We start from the raw sequence: 18,221 nt of genomic DNA, 5'->3' as shown, positions 1-18,221 counted from the left end.
GCAGGGCGCGAGTAGTGGCAAAGTGGCGGAGTGGCAAAGTGGCAGAGTGATGGGACGCAAGCGTTCGACCGCGGCCTCCGACTGCCTTTCCACTTTGCCACTTCGCCACTTTGCCACTTTGCCACTCTGTGCCTTACGCTTCCCCTTCCCCCGCACCAATCCCGGCGAGCCCCCCATGAGCCCCAGCCCCCGCGTCCCCAACACCGCCACCAGCCCCGGCACCGGCTCGGCCCACGTGCCCCACGACGAGATCATCCCCATCCTGGACTTCGGCGGGCAGACGGTGCAGCTGATCGCACGCCGCGTGCGCGAGGCGGGCTGCTTCTCCATGCTGGTCTCCCCCACCATCACCGCGGCCGAGCTCCGCGCCATGAACCCCAAGGGCATCATCCTCTCGGGCGGCCCATCGAGCGTCTACGACAAGGGCGCCCCCACCTGCGACCCCGCGATCTACGAGCTGGGCATCCCCATCCTTGCCATCTGTTACGGCTGGCAGCTCACGGCGAAGCTGCTGGGCGGGAAGATCGAGGGCGGCGGCCACCGCGAGTTCGGCCGCGCCCACCTCGCCATGTCAGACACAAAGAACGCCCCCGTCCTCTTCAAGGGCATCCCCGACAAGACCACCGTGTGGATGTCCCACGGCGACTCCATCACCGCCATCCCCGAGTCCTTCCGCACCATCGCCGCCACGCCCACCAGCCCCTTCGCCGCGGTGCATGGGAAACTCAAGGGAGGCGCCGACCTCTACGGCGTGCTCTTCCACCCCGAGGTCACGCACACGCCCCACGGCAGCGACCTCATCCGCAACTTCGTCTTCGAGGTCTGCCGCGCCAAGGGCACGTGGAAGATGTCCGACTTCGCGGAGGTGGCCGCGGCCCGCGTGCGCGAGCAGGTCGGGAAGGGGCAGGTGATCTGCGGCCTCTCCGGCGGCGTCGACTCCTCCGTCGTGGCGGCGTTGCTGCACAAGGCCATCGGCGATCAGCTCCACTGCGTCTTCGTGGACACGGGCCTGCTCCGCTCCGGCGAACGCGAGCTCGTCGAGAGCACTTTCCGCGACCACTTCAAAATCGACCTGCACGTCGTGGACGCGGAGAAGGAGTTCCTCGCCGACCTCGCGGGCGTCACCGACCCGCAGGTCAAGCGCAAGCGCATCGGCCACCGCTTCATCGAGGTCTTCAAGGCCAAGGCCAAGGACATCGGCTTGGGTGCCTTTGGTGGCACCGGTCTCCCGACCGGTGTGCCTTCGAAGGGCAAGGACTCAAGGCACACCGGTCAGGAGACCGGTGCCACCATGAACCAAGCCACCTTTCTGGCCCAGGGCACCCTCTACCCCGACGTCATCGAGTCCGGCCACGGCCACTCCGGCCAGGCCGCGGGCATCAAACTGCATCACAACGTCGGCGGCCTGCCCGAGGATTTAGGCTTCCAGCTCGTCGAGCCCCTCCGCGACCTCTTCAAGGACGAAGTAAGAAAACTCGGCGCCGTGCTCGGCCTGCCCGACCAGCTCATCTGGCGGCACCCCTTCCCCGGCCCCGGCCTCGCGGTCCGCGTGCTGGGCGAAGTCACCAAGCCCAAGCTCGACGTGCTCCGCGCCTGCGACGAGATCCTCCTCGAGGAGATCGTGGCCAACAACCTCTACCGCACCACCAGCCAGGTCTTCGCCGTGCTGCTGCCGGTGCAGTCGGTGGGCGTCATGGGCGACGGCCGCACCTACGACAACGCCGTGGCCGTCCGCGCCGTCGAGACCCAGGACTTCATGTCCGCCGACTGGTCCCGCATCCCCTACGACGTCCTCGCCACCATCAGCAACCGCATCATCAACGAGGTCCGCGGCGTCAACCGCGTCGTCTACGACATCTCCAGCAAGCCGCCGGCGACGATTGAGTGGGAGTGAGCGAAAGCGGAAAGCGGAAGTCGGAAGGCGGAAGTCGGAGTAAAGACAACGAGCGCGCATGAACCACATCGATGGAAGACTTGGCTCCGGCGCGCTGCGCGACTCATCATCCCATTATGTCTTCTCGCTGCCGGACTCTGGCTCCTTAACTACACGCTCTACTGCTGGTGGAGCGCTTCACCGTCGCTGTACGGGCGTGGCACCGCCCAGGCCTGGTCACGCCGTGGTAACTACTTCTGCGGCATCTCGTCAGCAATTCTCGCGCTCGTGCCGTTCACAATCTGGCTTCTGCGGCCGCGTCGCTCACAGCCCGGTCATTGCCTCAACTGCAACTACTCGCTGGAGGGTCTCGCCAAGGCCGCCGCGTGCCCGGAATGCGGCAGACCGCTTTAGAGCAAGTCATCGCGCCCCCGCCGTGGACGCGGCGCACGGCCTTAGCCGGGGGTGGCGCTTCGACACCCCCCGGAAACGCAAAAGCCCAGGGATCATGATCCCTGGGCTCTGGGTGCTGCGATGACAAACAATCTCACGCCGCCATCTTGCCGTTCACGCCTTCCGTCATCCCGGTGATGGCGAAGTTGCCGCCGCCGTCGATGCCGAACTGGAGGGTGAAGGGGGCAGAGGTCGGGCCGAGCACGTTGCCGCGCTGGGCCTGGACGGTGTAGACGGCCCCGCCGCTGGCGGACGGGATCGAGTTGTCCGTGTAGCTGCGGCTGCCGGTGAGGGCGACCTGCGTGAACTGCGTCGCGTTGAGCAGCTTGCGCCGCACGACGTACACCGTGCCCTGGGTGCCCACGGGGTTCTTGCACTTCCAGCTGATCTTGACCGAGCCGTCCTCGTTGAGCGTGGCGCGGAACAAGCCGGGCAGGCCGGGAGGGCCGGCTTCGCTGGGAACGGTGGGCGGGAGCAGCTCGGCGGTGTTATACACCTCCTGCGGGTCCGCGGAGTTGGCCGCGAAGATGTCAATGAGCTCGACGGTCTGGGTCATGACCTGGTTGAGCGTGCGGAACTTCTCGTTGGCGTTGGCGGTCGCGGTCTTGAGCGCCTGCTTGAGCATGCTGATGCTGTCGAGCGCGTCGCCGGCGTCGGTCACCGCCTGCGTATACGCGGCGGCTTGCGTGGGACTGAGGCCCACAGCGGCAGGTGCCGTCGTGAACGGCCCGACGTGGTCCTTGGCGAACCCATAAAACTTGTTGCGAGGCGAGCGAACGATTCTCATTTCAAGGCTCCTTCGATGAACACGGTTCTTCGAGAAGGGCCTTGGCAACCGCCGCGGCCCCCCACTTCCGTCGCACGTTGCGACGCTCATGTCATCGGGAACCGGGGGGGCCTCCATAACTCCACCTGCCGCGAATCCTGGATTTTGCTCCGGAGGTATTGGAGTCAGGCTCTGGAGCACCCGAAAGCCGTTCTTAGCGGACGCGGAGGCGTCGCAAGCACCCGCAAAGTGCGCCGTTCGACCACAAAAGTCTCCAAACCCACCACCGTTTGCTCGCTTTCGACCACGAACCGCGCGCTTTTGACCACCGTTTTCAGTCTTCCGTGGTCAAAGCGGAGCCATCGCACCACCGTTTGCTCACTTTTGACCACGAACGGCGCGCGTTTGACCACAAATGCGAGCAAACCGTGGTGCGTTTGCCCGCGTTTGACCACGAAGGGGAGAAAACGGTGGTGCGTTCGCAGCCTTGAGCACCGGCGCCTTGAGCACCGGAGGTGCGCGCAGCCGGTAGCCCAGGGCGTGAGCCCTGGGTGACGTGCGCGGCGCACGCCCGAGCCCCGGAGGGGCGGCACCACGCCTCGACATAGAACGCGTGCCGCCCCGTCCGGGGCTCAAAGGCAAAGAAGAAGAGGGGGGTTGTGCCGCCCGCGTACCCAGGGCTCACGCCCTGGGCTACCGGCTCCCCGCGGCTCCGCCGCTCAGGAGGTGCGGGCCCGTCGTCGCGAGCGCTCCGTGCCGTGGGTGCCATCAACCGCCGCGGCCGGTGACGCCGGAACACACCCGCGGCGTCGATCCGCGGCGCAATGATGGTTTGGCGGCGACCAGTTCAGCCAGTCGATCTCAACGGCCCCGCCCTCGATACGATCAGCCCTGATGCCCACGTCGGATTGCGAAATCCTCAAGACCTTCCCATGCGCCTGCGCGTCGGGCGATCGTTGCGCCGTGGCCTCGGCACATGCGAGATTGAGAGAGGCGCATCGCCATTGGCACGAGGCGCTGCATCGCTACAGCGACTTGGACGGAATGCGAACCTACCTGAATGGAACTGTTCAGGCTCTTAGGAATGTCACGTTCACGCTACAGGCGGCGAAGTCGCGAATACCCGGTTTCGACGCCTGGTACGCAGAATGGCAAGAGGAGTACCGCAAAGACCCCGTGATGCGCTGGGCCGTAAACTCAAGGAACAGGATCGTCAAGGACGCCGATCTTGAGACTCGCAGCGTGGCCAAGGTCGACGTGGTCGGGTCAGCTGACGGCGAGATAGTCATGGAAGTAGAGGCGGCGCCTTCCGTCTCTAACAGAGCGCTCGCAGCCGCCCTTATGCGCAAGCTGCGTCCAACCGAGAATCTCCTCCGTGGCGGGCTGCTAAGAGTCGAGCGTCGTTGGGTAGACTCGAATCTCCCAGAAGTGGAAGTGCTCGATGCGCTTGCGCACGTCTTCGGCCGTCTCGCAGCTCTGTTGATTGATTGCCATCGAGTTCTCCGGCTCGACGAGGACTGCCGTTGGCTCCCTCACGATCGCGGCGAGGCCGCAGGTCCCAGGCAGAAGATGATGCCGCCTTGCATGATCGCGTTCGAGGACAGACGCAGCGCATGGTTGCGGATGTTGGATGGTTCTCAGGTCGAGATCCAAATCAACCAAGTGCGGCTCGATCCAGCAGGAGAGGAGCGAGCGCGAACACGCTACCGAGAGGACAGTCGCGAGACTTTCCGCCTCGCTGTCCTCGCCTCGACTCTCGAGGAAAGGGCGGGACATCTCTTGGCAGTCGCCAAGATGTTCATGGAGACCGATGGCTTCTACGTCCCGATGGCGTTCCTGTTCAGGGGCCCTGAACTCCTATGGCAAGGAGTGCTTCACTTCCCTAACAATGCCTTCAAGCACCTCCAATGGGACAACTTGCGGCGGCAGGTCCTGCGGACGGGTGCCACGGAGATTGCCGTGGTTTCTGAGGGATGGAAAGCTTCGCTGAATCCAAAGGTTCCGGATTTACGAGCAGAGGATGCGCCAGATCGGCGAGAGACTCTCTCCGTTGACATTCTGAACTCTAAAGGTGAGAGCTTCACGCTGTTGTCCATGGTCGAACGAGTGGATGGAAAGGCCGTGGTTCGCCCACCCGAGAAGCTGGAGATGATGGGCTATTACCTGGACCCGGTGAGGCAAGCATGGGGTCTTCCACCTACGCCCGAGCAATCGCCAACGTGACTAGCGCGGGGGCTGCACCCCCGGCATCCCCTGCCCACGGGGCGGTGTCCGGCTCCGACTTCCGACTTCCCACTTCCGACTTTCCTACCATTCCCCTTTGGCCCGGACCCTGCCTTCGGACCCCCATAGGACTGAGGACGTACGCCGCCCATGACCGCCACCCCCACCGCTCCCGCTCGCCCCCCACAACTCCCCGCCCACAACTTCCCGGGCCTGCCCGACTTCTCTAAACCCCTGCCCCCGAGGGAGGGTGACCGGCTCATCCAGTTCCGCGAGGCGCTGCGCGAGGCCCTGTCCGAGGAGATGCGGCGGGACCAGCGGATCTTCCTCATGGGCGAGGAGGTGGCGGAGTACAACGGGGCGTACAAGGTGAGCCAGGGGATGCTCGACGAGTTTGGCCCCAAGCGGATCATCGACGCCCCCATCAGCGAGAACGGGTTCGCGGGGCTGGCGGTGGGCGCGGCGATGTACGGGCTCAAGCCGGTGATCGAGTTCATGTCGTGGTCGTTCTCGCTGGTCGCGGCCGACCAGATCCTCAACAACGTGCCCAAGATGCTGTACATGAGCGGCGGCCAGTGGGGCTGCGGCGTGGTGTTCCGCGGCAACGACGGCGCGGGCGGGCAGCTGGGCTCGACGCACAGCTGGACGGTGGAGGGGCTGTACTCCAACGTGCCGGGCGTGAAGATCGTGATCCCGAGCAACCCGTACGACGCGAAGGGGCTGCTGAAGACGGCCCTGCGCGAGCTGGACCCGGTGTTCTTCCTCGAGTCCGAGCGCATGCTGGGCGACAAGGCCCACGTGCCCCAAGAGGAGTACTACATCCCCTTCGGGCAGGCGTACCTGGCCCGCGAGGGCTCGGACTGCACGGTGGTGTCTTTCGGGCGGCCGGTGAATTTTTGTATTGAGGCCGCGGACGAGCTCGCCAAGGAGGGGATTACCTGCGATGTGCTGGACATGCGGACCATCCGGCCCCTGGACATTGACTCTGTTCTCGAGAGCCTGAGCAAGACGGGGCGGATCGTCGTCGTCGACCAGTGCTGGCCCTTCGCCAGCGTGGCCAGCGAGGTGGTGACGCAGGTGATCGAGCGCGGGTTTGATCTGCTGGACGCGGAGCCCGTGCGCGTGAACAGCGCGGACGTGCCCACGCCCTACGCCAAGAACCTGGAGGCGGAGTACCTGCCCAACAAGGGGCGGATCATGGCGGCGGTGCGGAGGACGCTGGGGCGGTGAGGCAAGTAGGCTGGTCGTGAAGGAGGCCAGGGCATGGATGTGGCAGCGATCCGACGGTTCGTGTACGAGCACCCCCAGGGTGTCGTAATCCGCATGATCGATGGGACCGAGTACCAGATCCCGCACCGTGACTGGGTGTGGTTCACCCCGGCGATCCGCCCAGACGAAGAGAAGCCCTCCAATCCATCAAAGACGTCGTTCTATATCGCCTTCGAGGGCTATCCCAAGATGATCAACGCACTGCTCGTCAAAGAGGTCTACCCGATGCAGCGGAACGAATCGCCCGCGGCGTAACGCGGCGCTTCGCGGCCTCAACCACATGCCACCAGTTCACCTGCCTCGCAGCACGCCTCGGAGTTCGCTCGAATGCCCATCGAAATGACCATGCCCCGCCTGTCCGACACCATGCAGCAGGGCACGATCGTCAAGTGGAACGTGAAGGAAGGCCAGAAGGTCAAGTCCGGCGACGTGGTCGCGGACATCGAGACCGACAAGGCCACCATGGAGCTGCAGAGCTTCGACGACGGAACCGTCGCCAGGCTGGCCGTGGCCGAGGGGCAGGCGGTGCCGGTGGGCACGCTGATCATGGTCCTCGCGGGCGCGGGCGAGAGCGTGGACGCGGCCCGGTCGGCGGGTGGGGCCGGCGCCGGCAAGGGCGGCGCGGCCAAGGACGCCCCCGCGAGCAGCGGCAAGCGGGCGAGCGTTGAGGGCGAGCACGGCATGAGCCGCCCTGCGGGCACGAGCACCACAGCAGTGATCGAACGCAGCGATGCCTCGCGCCAGACCTCGGGCACACAGGCAAACGGGCGTCACGGCGCTCCGAGCGCGGGCGGGTTTGATGGGCACGGCGGCGGCGGTAGCGGGCGCGGTGGCCGCGTGTTCGCGTCGCCGCTTGCGAAGAAGATCGCCGAGGAGTCGGGCGTGGACCTCTCCGGGCTCCAGGGCTCCGGGCCCGGTGGTCGCATCATCCGGCGCGACGTGGAAGACGCGATGAGCTCGGGAGGCGGCGGCCGCGGTGCGGCCGGCCACACACAGCAGATCGAGCCCAAGCGCAGCACGCCGGCCCCGGTGCCCGCCGCGGGCGCCACACTCGAGGGCCGTACGGTGCCGCTCTCCAACATGCGGCGCGTCATCGCCAGCCGCCTCCAGGAATCCAAGCAGACCATCCCCCACTACCAGGTCACGGTCGATGTGGACATGGACGCGCTGATGTCGCTCCGCGGCCAGCTCAACGAGCAGCTCGCCGGCCAGGGCGTGAAGCTCAGCGTCAACGACTTCCTCGTCAAGGCCGTGGCCCTTGCGATGCACCAGCACCCGTACGTCAACAGCCGCTGGAATGGTGGCACCGGTCTCCCGACCGGTGCGGGGGGAAAGACCGGTCAGGAGACCGGTCCCACCATCGAGATCATCTCCGACGTCAACGTCGGCATCGCCATTGCCCTGTCCGAAGAACGCGGCGGCGGCCTGCTCGTCGCCACGCTCCGCAACGCCGACAACCTCGGCCTGCGGCAGATCTCCGCCCAGTCCAAGCAGCTGGCCGACAAGGCCCGCAGCAAGGGCCTCAGCCCCCAGGAGATGAGCGACTCGACGTTCACCATCAGCAACCTGGGCATGTTCGGCGTGTCGCACTTCAACGCCATCATCAACCCGCCCAACGTCGCCATCCTCGCCGTGGGCGCCGCCGTCCAGAAGCCGGTGGTCAAGAACGGCCAGGTCGTGCCGGGCTATGTGATGTCGATGACGATGTCATCGGACCACCGCGTGGTGGACGGCGCCATGGCGGCCGCTTACCTCGCAACCGTGCGCGAACTTCTGGAAAAGCCGGCGACGCTGCTGGTGTGAAATGGACGTCGGCCAGGTAGGGATCGATGAAGCCTTTCTACCTGCGCAACGGCCGCTACTGGACCTTGATCTGTCAGCGTGCAACCGTCCGTTTGCTGATCACCGGCATCGTTGTGCTCGCTGTTCTCATCCCGTTGATGTTCGTAGACCGGCTGCTTCCGGTCCTCGACGCGGTCGACGAGTACGTCTGGTACGGCGCGCTGCCTGGTGGCTACGTGTTCTACTGCTGGCGCGAGGTCAAGCGTCTGAAACGCCTTGGCTACCGCGTCTGTTTCGACTGCGGGTACGAGCTCGGCCAACTCCCTGATCGCGGGCGCTGCCCAGAGTGCGGCGGTACGTACGACATCGGGGCCATGCGCGCGGAGTTTGAGGACTGATGCCCCTCACTACCCCGGCAGCCGCACCACAAAGTCCGTCCCCCGCCCCACCTCCGTGTGCACATCAATCCGCCCCCCCTGCGCCTCGATCAACCGGCGGGTCGTGGGCAATCCGAGCCCCGTCCCCCCGCTCTTGGTCGTGAAGTACGGCGTGAAGATCTTCTCCATCACCTCCGGCGCGATCCCCGGCCCAGTGTCGATCACATGCAGCACGTTGCTCGCACGCCCGTCCCGCCCCACCTCCCGCACCGTCCGCAGGATCAGCTCCCGCGGCCCGTCCTTCACACCGCTCATCGCCTGCACCGCGTTGAGCATCAGGTTCAGCACTGCCTGCTTCACGTGCTGCACGTCGATCCGCCCCACCAGCGGCGTCGGTGAAAGTTCGGTCCGCAGCCGCACCCCCTGCTGCTGCGCCTGCGGTTGGAAGAAGTCGCACAGCTCGTCAACGACCTTGTTGAGGTCCGCGTCGCTGAGGTCCAGGCGGATCTCGCCCGCGAAGGAAAGGAAGTCCGACAGGATCCCGCGCAGCCGCTCCACCTCGCGCCGCAGCGACGACAGCCGGCGCGTCAGCCGCTGCTTGGAATCCTGATCAACGCCCTCGAGCTCCTCCACGCCCTCCTGGAGCAGCTGCGCGTTGAGCCCGATCGTGGACAGCGGGTTCTTGATTTCATGGGCGAGGCCGCCGGTCATGGCGCCGACCTCGGCTAGCCGCTCGGCGCTCCGCGCCCGGCGCTCGGCCTCCCGAAGGCGCTCCATCGCCCGGCGCGACTGCCACCGCGCGGCGACCGCCGCCGCGACGGCGCCCACGCCGACCCCGCCCAGGAATGCCAGGCCCCAGTGCACGGGCAGAGTATCCGCGCCCAACCGGCAGAAGCCAAGTTGGTGGCGCCGCGCAACACTCGGACCTGGACCGGTCCCGGACCGGTCACACCGGCCGCTGCCGAACCGTCCGCGAGTACCCGCGCTTGGCGCCGGCCACGCCCTTCAGGCCGGCGCCGGTGGTCTCCACCACTTCCACGCGGTGAACGCGGGTGGCCTTCCACCCCTTGTCCGTCTTCACCGCGTCGTAGCTCACCGAGGCCCCGTCCTTCAGCACGCGGAACCCATCACCCTGGATGACGGTGTAGTGCGTGAAGATGTCCTGCCCCTCGGGTCCGACGATGAAGCCGAACCCCTTCCGGGGGTCGAACCACTTCACCACGCCCTCAACGCCCTCGATCGACCGGCTGTGTCCTTCCATTGCCAACTCCCCGCAATAAGCAACCGCGGGGTCCGCCGCTGCATCCTGCACCCCCAAGTTGTCACCGCTCACCACCGAGAGGCGCAACGGCCCCTCGGGGTGACGGTCATGAGCAGGCTGCACGCATGTACACAGGACCCAGCACCCGGCCGCCTCTTCCCCACGAACAGACGGCCCGGTGGATCGCCCAGATTACCGGTCCTCCGCTCCGGGGGTCAAGGGAAATAAATCGATTGCGGACCTGAAGCACGAAAAAGCCCTCCGGCTCGGGCCGGAGGGCTCATTTATGCGCTCAGAATGCCAATTCAGCTTCAGACCTGGGGCTGGGGCTGCTGCTTGGACCGGTTTTCTTCCACAATCACGGCCTTGCGGCTCAGCTTGATGCGGCCCTGGTCGTCCACGTTGATGACCTTCACCTTCACCACGTCGCCCAGCTTGACGACCTCGCTCACGCTCTTCACGTAACCCTCGGCCAGCTCGGAGATGTGGCACATGCCGTCGGTGCCGGGGGCGAGCTCGATGAAGGCGCCGAAGTCCTTCATGCTCACCACCTTGCCGGTGTAGACCGTGCCGACCTTGATCTCTTCGCAGAGCGCCTCGATCTCGGCGCGGGCGCCCTCAATCGTCTCGGCATTGAGACCCGCTAGCTGGACGGTGCCATCGTCCTCGACGTCGATGGTGACGCCGTACTTGTCCTGCAGGCCGCGGATCATCTTGCCGCCCGGCCCGATGAGCTTGCCGATCTTCTCGGGGTCGATGTGGATGGTGATGAGGCGCGGTGCGAGGGGGCTGATCGTCGTGCGCGGGGCGGCGATGATCTGCTCCATCGTCTCGATGATGTCCAAGCGGCCCTTCTTGGCCTGCTCAAAGATGCGCTCGATCTGCGACAGCACGAGGCCGCGGGTCTTGAGGTCCAGCTGGATGCCAGTGATGCCCTCACGGGTGCCCGACACCTTGAAGTCCATGTCGCCGAAGAAGTCCTCCTCGCCGATGATGTCGGTGACGAAGATCTCGTTCTGGTCGTTGTCATCGGCGAAGCGGCCGACGGAGATGCCGGCGCACGTCGCCCGGATCGGCACGCCCGCGTCCATCAGGGCCAGGCAGCCGCCGCACACGCTGGCCATCGACGACGAGCCGTTGGACTCGGTGATGTCGCTGACCACGCGGATCGTGTAGGGGAACTCCTCCGGGCTGGGCAGGATGGCCATCAGGCTGCGCTCGGCGAGAGCGCCGTGGCCGATCTCGCGCCGTCCGGGCCCGGTGATGCGCTTCACCTCGCCCGTAGAGAAGGGCGGGAAGTTGTAGTGCAGGGTGAACTTCTTGCTGTACTCGGCGATGAGGCCGTCGATGATCTGCTCGTCTTTGGCGGTGCCGAGGGTGACGCTCACGAGGCTCTGCGTCTCGCCGCGCTGGAACAGGGCCGAGCCGTGCGTGCGGGCGAAGATGCCCACCGCGCCGCCGATGGGGCGGATCTCGGTGGGGCCGCGCCCGTCGGCGCGGATGCGGTCCTTGACGATCAGGCGGCGGGTGATCTTCTCCTCCAGCCGCTTGAAGGCCTCCTTGGCCATGTTGCGAGCCTTGAGGGAGGTTGCGTAGGCCTCGTAGGTCGTGCCCATCGCGAGCGGGAAGTGGGTGTCGAGCATCTCCTTGCGGAGCTTGTCCACCGCGTCGCCGCGCTCGTGCTTCTTCTTGATCTGGCGGGCCTGCGTCAGCGGGCCCTCGACCAGGCTGCGCACCTTCTCGGTGATCTCGGGGCTGGGCAGGTGGAGCTCGCCCTGCACCTTGGGCTTGCCGGCCTTGCTGTGGAGCTGGCTGATGAGCTCGAGCACGTCCTTGATGTACGTGTAGCCGAAGTCGAGCGCGCCGAGCACGCCCTTCTCATCAACCTCCGCGGCCCCGACCTCGATCATGTTGAGGCCGTCCTTGTGGCCGGCGACTACCACGTCCATGTCGCTGAAGTCCATCTGCGACACGGTGGGGTTGATCACGTACCGGGGGCCGTCGTCGGTGTGGATGCGGCCAACGCGCACGGTGGCGGTCGGGCCTTCGAAGGGGATGTCGGAGATGGCAAGCGCGGCGGACGCGGCGGTGCCCGCGAGCACGTCGCTGTCGTTCTCGCCGTCGTGGCTCATCACGAAAACCTGGACCTGCACCTCATCGAGGAACCCGTCGGGGAAGAGCGGCCGCATCGGGCGGTCGATCATCCGCATCGTCAGGATTTCCTTCTCGTTGGGCGCGCCCTCACGCTTGCGGAAGCCGCCGGGGAACTTGCCCGCCGCCGAGGTCTTCTCGCGGTAATCAACGGTGAGGGGGAAGAAGTCGATGCCCTCGCGCGGGCTGCTGCGGACCACCGCGGCGAGCACCGAGGTGCCGCCGTAGGTCGCCATCACGCACGCGTTGGCGAGTTTGCCAACCGAGCCGGTCTCGAGGATCAGCGTGCGGCCGCCGATCTCACGCTCGACGCGGATGGGGGTCTGGAGGGGAGCGAGTTGTGCCATTGGGAAAATCCTTGGAGTTGGCCCCGCGTCTGCGGGGGGAGCGGCGGGCCCGATTGCCCTTGGCCGCGATGCCTGGGATAACCGCCCAGACTCTCCAAGAACCTCTGAGAGGCAGAGGCAGGGCTCAGATTGAGCACTGGTCAGGAGACCAGTGCCACCTTCTGAATCCTGCCCACTGCCACTCCGCTCTTGGAGCGACCGGGACGGTGTGACCTGAAACGAAAACGGCCCGGGACACTTCTGTCCCGGGCCGCGTTATTACTTGCGGAGGCCCAGCTTGGTGATCAGCCCCTGGTACCCCGCCGGATTCGTGCGGGCGAGGTACTTCAGCAGCCGGTTGCGCTTGCCCACCATCAGGAGCAGGCCGCGCCGGCTGTGGTGGTCCTTGTCGTTGCCCTTGAGGTGGTCGGCAACCGCGGCGATCTTCGCCGTCAGCATGGCGACCTGGACTTCGGGCGAGCCGGAGTCGGTGTCGTGGCGGCGGTGCTTGGAGGCGATCGACTTGCGTTCTTCAGCGAGGAGGGCCATCGGTGTTCCTGGTCTTCAAAGTGATGTGGGCCACAAGGGTAGCCGCCCCCCGTGCGCCGATCAATGGCGAGTGAGGACGCCTGAACCTCGGCGTCGGTGCTGCCAGAGACCAACCATAGGCGTGATCAGCGGGGGCAAATTCTGCCGAAATACCCCATCCTCGGCTACCTTAGTGAGCCCCAACGCCGTCCACACGGCCCACCCCCACCCATGCCAACCGTCACCCCCACCCCCACGCCCACCACGCCCCCGGCCGCCCCCACTACTGGCGGCCCCTCCATCGCCAACCGGGTGCGGACGCTCAAACCCTCGGTCACGGTCGCGTTTATGAACCGGGCCAAGGCCATGCAGCGCGAGGGGATCGACGTTCTGTCCTTCGCCGCGGGCGAGCCGGACTTTGACACGCCGCACGTGGTGAAGGAGGCGGCGGAGGCGGCCCTCGAGAAGGGGATGACCAAGTACACCCCCACCTTCGGTGACCCTGAGACCCGCCAGGCGATCGCGGACAAGCTCATCCGCGAGAACGGCATCCAGACCTCCGCCGACCTCATCGCGATCTCCCCGGGCGGGAAGGCCGCGCTGTACGTGGCCCTGCACTGCCTCTTCGACACGCCGCGGGCGGGGGAGGCGCCGATGGAGTGCCTGCTGCCAGTGCCCGCCTGGGTGAGCTACGCCCCGATCGCCGAGCTCGCGGGCGCCAAAGTGGTCGAGCTTCCCACCAGCCCCGAGACCGACTTCAAGATCACGCCCGAGCAGCTCCGACGCGCCATCACCCCCCGCACGCGCCTGTTCATTATCAACTCGCCCAGCAACCCCTGTGGGACGATGTACTCGCCGGATGAGGTCCGCGCCCTTGCGGCGGTGCTCGCAGAGGCCGCCCGCACCACCGCGCCCGAGCTCGTCGTGCTGAGCGATGAGTTGTACGAGAAGATCACCTACGGCGGCATCGCGCACTGCTCCATCGGCAGCATCCCCGAGATCGCCGAGCGGACGCTGACCATCAATGGGTTGTCGAAGGCCTACGCGATGACGGGGTGGCGCATCGGCTACCTCGCGGGCGTGGGGGGCTTCGGCAGGAAGTTCATCGCCGCAATGCAGACGCTCCAGGGCCAGATCACCACCAACATCACCAGCTTCACCTACCCGGCGATCCGGGCAGCCCTCACCCGCACCGCCGACGATGTCGAGCGCATGCGCCAGGCGTTCGCCGGGCGGGCCGCGGTCATCTCGCGCCGCATCGCCGCCATCCCCGGCCTCAAGACGGCCATGCCAACCGGGGCCTTCTACGTGTTCCCCGAGGTGTCGGCCTACTTCGGCAAGACCAGCCCCAAGGGCCGCCGCATTGATTCCGCGATGTCGCTGTGCGAAGCCCTCCTCGAAGAGGCCCACGTCGCCTTCGTCCCCGGGGACGACTTCGGCGGCTGCGGCAAGGACCACGTCCGCATCAGCTTCGCGTGCAGCGAAGAGCAGATCGAGAAGGGCATGGACCGGTTTGAGGCGTTCCTGAACTCTTTGAACTAGGTCAAGCAACTATGCGGACAGCACGAGCGGGGTCGAGAGCGTCAAAGAAGACGCGAACGTTCAACACGCGTATGTGCGTTGATGGGCCGGACATCGGCTTCAAGCTGCGGGTGTTCAAGCGCGAGGCCCGCGGGAGGCACTCGCCACGCCTGACGGTGAAGTGCGGATGCTGCAAGGAGTCCGTCGAGATCTACTACGGAGACGACACGCTGGAGATCAACGGAGTCTTCGCGTCCGTCGATGAGTGGCGACGCCTGCTCGCCCCCCTTCTGAGGGGCGACAAGCCCATGCCCTGATCGCCGGTTCCGTTCAGATCGGCTGGAATTCCCCGTAGTTCAGGTATGCTGGGGCTCTACCTGAACCACGGGGGCCCTCCATGTCCGCCAAGAGCTACACGTCCAACACGCAGAACGCGCCGGGAGCAATCGCTGAGCTCGTCAGCCTCGCCCGCGCCTCCCGTCTGGTTAAGCAGAAGGTGGCGATCGACGCCGCCAACATGATCAAGCACTGCAAGCACGCTGCGAGCGTGTACCAGGAGCTGACCGGTCAGCCTCTCCGCGGCAAGCAGTGCATGGAGATCGGCGCGGGACAGACGCTCGCCGTCGCGACGTGGTTCGCCGAGCACAACGAGGTCACCGCCACCGATCTCGACGTCTACGCCGGCGGGTGGAATCCCGGTCCTTACCTTGAGGTGCTGCGTACCAACGGCCCCAAGCGACTGCTCAAGACCATCGGCCGGCGCGCCCTGGGCCTGAACCGCCGCTACATGGACGAGGTCCAGCGGCAGATGGGCGTGGCCCGGCTCCCCCGTCCGAAGTTCAAGCAGATGGACGCGACGGAGATGTCGTTCCCCGACGCGAGCTTCGACTTCATCTATTCCTTCAACACGTTCGAGCACATCCCCGACCCGCGGGCCGTGGTCCGCGAAGCGGTGCGCGTGCTCCGCCCCGGCGGCGTGTTCTTCACCAACCTCCACCTCTACACCAGCGACACCGGCTGCCACGACCTCCGCATCATCCGCGGCGAGCACGACGGCATCCCCTACTGGCCGCACCTCCGCCCCGAGTCCGCCCACCTCGTGCAGAACCCCTCGTACCTCAACAAGATCTCGCTCGCAGAATGGCACCAGATCTTCGCGGAGATCGGCCCCTGCAAGGTGGAGTACTTCCGTGACGAGGCCTGCCGGGCCGAGCTGCTCAAGGCCCGCCAGTCCGGCTCGCTCGCTGAGTACAGCGACGACGAGTTGATGATCAAGAACATCAACTTCACATATCGGAAGGTGTTGGCTTCGTAGTGAAGACCCGCCCGCCGCAGACCACCAGGTCCACCGGGTTCCCGCCCAGCTCATAGGCCAGCGCCCGCTCGTCCTTGTGCCGCAGCAGGATCAGGTCCGCCCGCGCTCCGTGCGCGATCACTCCGCGGTCCGGCAGCCCCAGCACGGCCGCCGCGTTCACCGTCGCCGCCGCAATCGCCTGCGCCGCGCTCAGCCCGCAGTGCCGCACCGCCGCCGCGATTGCCATCGGCATCGAGCTCGTCGGCGCCGAGCCCGGGTTGCTGTTGGTCGCGATGGCCACAGCCCCTCCAGCCTCGACGACCGCCTTGAGGTTCGGGTAGCGCCCGTCCAGATGCATTCCGCACACCGGCAGCCCCACGCCGATCGTGCGCGAGGCCGCGAGCGCCCGCAGGTCCTCGGGCGTCGAGGCCTCCAGGTGGTCCACGCTCCGCGCCCCCAGCTCGATGCACTGCCGCACGAAGCCCAGCGAGTTGAACTGGTCCGCGTGCGCCCGCACCGGGCACCCCGCCGCCATGGCCGCCTTCAGCAGCGCCGCGGCGTCATCAACGGACCAGGACGACGCCTCGCAGAACACATCCACCGGGATGTGCGGGAACTCCCGCACAACGGCCGGCAACGTTTCGCTGATCACCCGCTCGACGAACCGCGGGTCGTCCGGCTCCACCGCATGCCCCAGCAGCGCCGTCTGCACGACCGTCCCCGCCCACACCTTGGCGGCCTCGCGCGTGGCCCGCAGCATCTTCAGCTCGTGCTCGGTGGACAGGCCATAACCGCTCTTGACTTCGACAGTCGTTGTGCCCTGCAGGATGAAGTCGTGCAGGTGCGCCAGCGTCTGGTCGCGCAGCTGCATCTGCGACACCCCACGCACGGCCCGCACCGTCGACATGATCCCCCCGCCCTTGGCGAGGATGTCCAGGTACGTCGCACCCGCGAGCTTCTGCTCCCACTCATCGATCCGTGAGCCCGTCCAGCACGCGTGCGTGTGGCAGTCGATGAACGCGGGCATGAGCACCCGCCCCGCCGCCTCCACCACGTGCACGCCGGGGTCCGTCGGCCCAGCCCCCGGCGCGAACACGTGCGACACCACCCCGTTCTCGACCAGCACGTCCGCCGAAGCGATCACCCCCAGCTCGCCCAGGTCCTTCCCGCGCCGAGGCCGCGGCCCCTTCGCCAGCGTCAGCACCCGCGCATGCGTGAACAGGATCCGCGCCATCAGTGCCTCTCCGCAAAGCCCCGCAGGAATGTGAGCAGCAGGTGCGCCGCAACGCGCGCCGTCCGCCCCGTCTCGTCCACCGCCGGGTTGAGCTCCATGATGTCAAAGCACCGCACCCGCTCGCTCCGCCCCGCCCCGTACACCCACGCCTCCGCCTGCGCCACGCTCCACCCCGAGGGGTTCATCGCCGACACCCCCGGCGCGCACGAAGAGTCCAGCACGTCCACGTCGAAGCTCACGAAGCAGTTGCCCAGCGCCGGCATGTGCATCGGCCCGCCCTGCTGCTGGTGCGCCTTGTGGCTGTGGATGCGCCCGCCGTGGGCCTTGAACCACTCCACGTGCTCGCGCGTGTTGGCGAAGGGGCTGAGCCCGAAGACGTGCAGCTCGCGCACGCCGCACTGCTCCACCAGGCTGCGGAACGGCATCCCGGACCCCACCGTGTCGCGCACGTCCAGGTGCGCGTCGAAGTACACGCCGGCCATTGGCGGGACCTTGCCCTCGGTCCCCTTCTTCTCGTGCTCGATCACCGCCCGCACGAACGGGAAGGTCAGGTCGTGCCCGCCCCCGATCGCGATCGGCAGCAGTTTGTGGGCCAGGATCGCCGCGGTCGCCTCCGTCACCCGCTGGTGCGTCTCGTGGATGTCCTTGCCCGGCGTGACATCCCCCGCATCGAACACGCCCGGCCACCTAAAGCCATCCGGCTCCGCGACGCCGTACGCCGCGAGCGCCTGCCGTACTGCCCTCGGCCCCCCCGCCGCCCCGGGCCGCCCGTTGTTCAGCCGCACCCCCTCATCATCGGGCAGCCCAATCAGGGCCACGCGGCAGCCGGCAGGCACCGAATGGAAGTGGGCGGCCAATCGGCTGGTAGGCATCCCCTGGGGCCAGACCGCCGGCTGGGTGTGCGGGATGGGCAGCATCGCCTGAGCCTACCGCGCCCGGTGCTCGGTGACACCCAGAAGCGCCTCAACGGCACCCTCAACAGGCGGAACCACTTTTCGCCAGCGGGCACCGGGTCTATCATCCCCCCACCTCTGCCGAGGTAGCTCAGCTGGTTAGAGCGGGGCATTCATAACGCCCAGGTCGGCGGTTCGAGTCCGCCCCTCGGCACTTCCGCAGCAGCCCCCCGGGCTGCTGCGATCGTTTTTGCGCCTTGGGCTCCTCAC

Annotated in this window: 16 protein-coding genes and 1 tRNA gene; 10 read left to right on the top strand and 7 right to left on the bottom strand. The window is 66.8% G+C overall.

Features of this window, described 5'->3' with window-relative positions; genetic code table 11:
* Window positions 1–175: 175 nt before the first annotated feature.
* A complete protein-coding gene (gene guaA, locus VD997_04985; GenBank protein ID HYE61330.1) occupies window positions 176–1,894 on the top strand; it encodes a glutamine-hydrolyzing GMP synthase in 1,719 nt (572 codons plus the stop codon).
* Between the two features lie 526 nt (window positions 1,895–2,420).
* Here the strand turns inward: guaA and VD997_04980 are convergent.
* The gene (locus VD997_04980; GenBank protein HYE61329.1) at window positions 2,421–3,113 is read right to left on the bottom strand and encodes a fibronectin type III domain-containing protein; all 693 of its coding nucleotides are present in this window, start codon (window positions 3,111–3,113) and stop codon (window positions 2,421–2,423) included.
* A gap of 873 nt (window positions 3,114–3,986) precedes the next feature.
* On the opposite strand from VD997_04980, the gene VD997_04975 reads away from it, so the two are divergent.
* The 5 genes from VD997_04975 (at window position 3,987) to VD997_04955 (ending at window position 8,764) form a co-directional block, all read left to right on the top strand.
* Window positions 3,987–5,315, top strand: a complete 1,329-nt coding sequence (locus tag VD997_04975; GenBank protein HYE61328.1) for a hypothetical protein — start codon at window positions 3,987–3,989, stop codon at window positions 5,313–5,315.
* A 150-nt stretch (window positions 5,316–5,465) separates the two neighbouring features.
* Complete coding sequence (locus VD997_04970) at window positions 5,466–6,545, top strand: alpha-ketoacid dehydrogenase subunit beta (GenBank protein ID HYE61327.1); 1,080 nt, start codon at window positions 5,466–5,468, stop codon at window positions 6,543–6,545.
* Window positions 6,546–6,578: 33 nt separating this feature from the next.
* A complete protein-coding gene (locus VD997_04965) occupies window positions 6,579–6,839 on the top strand; it encodes a hypothetical protein (GenBank protein ID HYE61326.1) in 261 nt (86 codons plus the stop codon).
* 72 nt (window positions 6,840–6,911) lie between these two features.
* Window positions 6,912–8,387 (top strand): dihydrolipoamide acetyltransferase family protein, encoded by a 1,476-nt coding sequence (locus VD997_04960; GenBank protein HYE61325.1) that lies wholly within the window; start codon window positions 6,912–6,914, stop codon window positions 8,385–8,387.
* A gap of 26 nt (window positions 8,388–8,413) precedes the next feature.
* Window positions 8,414–8,764, top strand: coding sequence for a hypothetical protein (locus tag VD997_04955; protein HYE61324.1), 351 nt, complete (start codon window positions 8,414–8,416; stop codon window positions 8,762–8,764).
* Window positions 8,765–8,773: 9 nt separating this feature from the next.
* Here VD997_04955 and VD997_04950 read toward each other — a convergent pair whose 3' ends face one another.
* From VD997_04950 to rpsO, 4 genes are all read right to left on the bottom strand, one after another.
* Window positions 8,774–9,607 (bottom strand): ATP-binding protein, encoded by an 834-nt coding sequence (locus VD997_04950; GenBank protein ID HYE61323.1) that lies wholly within the window; start codon window positions 9,605–9,607, stop codon window positions 8,774–8,776.
* A gap of 82 nt (window positions 9,608–9,689) precedes the next feature.
* Window positions 9,690–10,004 (bottom strand): cold shock domain-containing protein, encoded by a 315-nt coding sequence (locus VD997_04945; protein ID HYE61322.1) that lies wholly within the window; start codon window positions 10,002–10,004, stop codon window positions 9,690–9,692.
* A gap of 311 nt (window positions 10,005–10,315) precedes the next feature.
* Window positions 10,316–12,502 (bottom strand): polyribonucleotide nucleotidyltransferase, encoded by a 2,187-nt coding sequence (pnp, locus tag VD997_04940; GenBank protein ID HYE61321.1) that lies wholly within the window; start codon window positions 12,500–12,502, stop codon window positions 10,316–10,318.
* Window positions 12,503–12,760: 258 nt separating this feature from the next.
* Window positions 12,761–13,030, bottom strand: coding sequence for a 30S ribosomal protein S15 (gene rpsO, locus VD997_04935; GenBank protein HYE61320.1), 270 nt, complete (start codon window positions 13,028–13,030; stop codon window positions 12,761–12,763).
* A gap of 210 nt (window positions 13,031–13,240) precedes the next feature.
* On the opposite strand from rpsO, the gene VD997_04930 reads away from it, so the two are divergent.
* The 3 genes from VD997_04930 to VD997_04920 all read left to right on the top strand — a co-directional run bounded on the left by VD997_04930 (window position 13,241) and on the right by VD997_04920 (window position 15,845).
* Window positions 13,241–14,551 carry a pyridoxal phosphate-dependent aminotransferase gene (locus tag VD997_04930; GenBank protein ID HYE61319.1) on the top strand — a complete coding sequence of 437 codons (1,311 nt, stop codon included), beginning with the start codon at window positions 13,241–13,243 and terminating at the stop codon, window positions 14,549–14,551.
* A gap of 71 nt (window positions 14,552–14,622) precedes the next feature.
* Window positions 14,623–14,847, top strand: a complete 225-nt coding sequence (locus VD997_04925) for a hypothetical protein (GenBank protein ID HYE61318.1) — start codon at window positions 14,623–14,625, stop codon at window positions 14,845–14,847.
* A gap of 80 nt (window positions 14,848–14,927) precedes the next feature.
* The gene (locus tag VD997_04920) at window positions 14,928–15,845 is read left to right on the top strand and encodes a class I SAM-dependent methyltransferase (protein ID HYE61317.1); all 918 of its coding nucleotides are present in this window, start codon (window positions 14,928–14,930) and stop codon (window positions 15,843–15,845) included.
* On the opposite strand, the gene hutI is transcribed toward VD997_04920, so the two are convergent.
* Complete coding sequence (hutI, locus tag VD997_04915) at window positions 15,817–17,058, bottom strand: imidazolonepropionase (protein ID HYE61316.1); 1,242 nt, start codon at window positions 17,056–17,058, stop codon at window positions 15,817–15,819. The two genes, VD997_04920 and hutI, sit on opposite strands and share 29 nt — an antisense overlap.
* A complete protein-coding gene (locus tag VD997_04910) occupies window positions 17,058–17,975 on the bottom strand; it encodes a formimidoylglutamase (GenBank protein ID HYE61315.1) in 918 nt (305 codons plus the stop codon). The genes hutI and VD997_04910 overlap by 1 nt, the downstream gene beginning before the upstream one ends.
* Window positions 17,976–18,091: 116 nt before the next feature.
* Between VD997_04910 and VD997_04905 the strand changes: the two genes are divergently transcribed.
* Window positions 18,092–18,165 (top strand) — tRNA-Met (locus VD997_04905).
* Window positions 18,166–18,221: the final 56 nt, after the last annotated feature.

Source organism: Phycisphaerales bacterium (genome assembly GCA_035627955.1).
Classification (GTDB): domain Bacteria; phylum Planctomycetota; class Phycisphaerae; order Phycisphaerales; family UBA1924; genus JAEYTB01.
Note: the sequence above shows the minus strand (reverse complement) of the source record. Positions and strands in the feature narration are given on the sequence as shown.

What these genes read in the sequence shown, in the direction of transcription:
- guaA (HYE61330.1), top strand. Translation starts at nt 176, where the DNA reads ATGAGCCCCAGCCCCCGCGTCCCCAACACCGCCACCAGCCCCGGCACC.
- VD997_04980 (HYE61329.1), bottom strand. Translation starts at nt 3,113, where the DNA reads ATGAGAATCGTTCGCTCGCCTCGCAACAAGTTTTATGGGTTCGCCAAG.
- VD997_04975 (HYE61328.1), top strand. Translation starts at nt 3,987, where the DNA reads ATGCCCACGTCGGATTGCGAAATCCTCAAGACCTTCCCATGCGCCTGC.
- VD997_04970 (HYE61327.1), top strand. Translation starts at nt 5,466, where the DNA reads ATGACCGCCACCCCCACCGCTCCCGCTCGCCCCCCACAACTCCCCGCC.
- VD997_04965 (HYE61326.1), top strand. Translation starts at nt 6,579, where the DNA reads ATGGATGTGGCAGCGATCCGACGGTTCGTGTACGAGCACCCCCAGGGT.
- VD997_04960 (HYE61325.1), top strand. Translation starts at nt 6,912, where the DNA reads ATGCCCATCGAAATGACCATGCCCCGCCTGTCCGACACCATGCAGCAG.
- VD997_04955 (HYE61324.1), top strand. Translation starts at nt 8,414, where the DNA reads ATGAAGCCTTTCTACCTGCGCAACGGCCGCTACTGGACCTTGATCTGT.
- VD997_04945 (HYE61322.1), bottom strand. Translation starts at nt 10,004, where the DNA reads ATGGAAGGACACAGCCGGTCGATCGAGGGCGTTGAGGGCGTGGTGAAG.
- pnp (HYE61321.1), bottom strand. Translation starts at nt 12,502, where the DNA reads ATGGCACAACTCGCTCCCCTCCAGACCCCCATCCGCGTCGAGCGTGAG.
- rpsO (HYE61320.1), bottom strand. Translation starts at nt 13,030, where the DNA reads ATGGCCCTCCTCGCTGAAGAACGCAAGTCGATCGCCTCCAAGCACCGC.
- VD997_04930 (HYE61319.1), top strand. Translation starts at nt 13,241, where the DNA reads ATGCCAACCGTCACCCCCACCCCCACGCCCACCACGCCCCCGGCCGCC.
- VD997_04925 (HYE61318.1), top strand. Translation starts at nt 14,623, where the DNA reads ATGTGCGTTGATGGGCCGGACATCGGCTTCAAGCTGCGGGTGTTCAAG.
- VD997_04920 (HYE61317.1), top strand. Translation starts at nt 14,928, where the DNA reads ATGTCCGCCAAGAGCTACACGTCCAACACGCAGAACGCGCCGGGAGCA.
- hutI (HYE61316.1), bottom strand. Translation starts at nt 17,058, where the DNA reads ATGGCGCGGATCCTGTTCACGCATGCGCGGGTGCTGACGCTGGCGAAG.
- VD997_04910 (HYE61315.1), bottom strand. Translation starts at nt 17,975, where the DNA reads ATGCTGCCCATCCCGCACACCCAGCCGGCGGTCTGGCCCCAGGGGATG.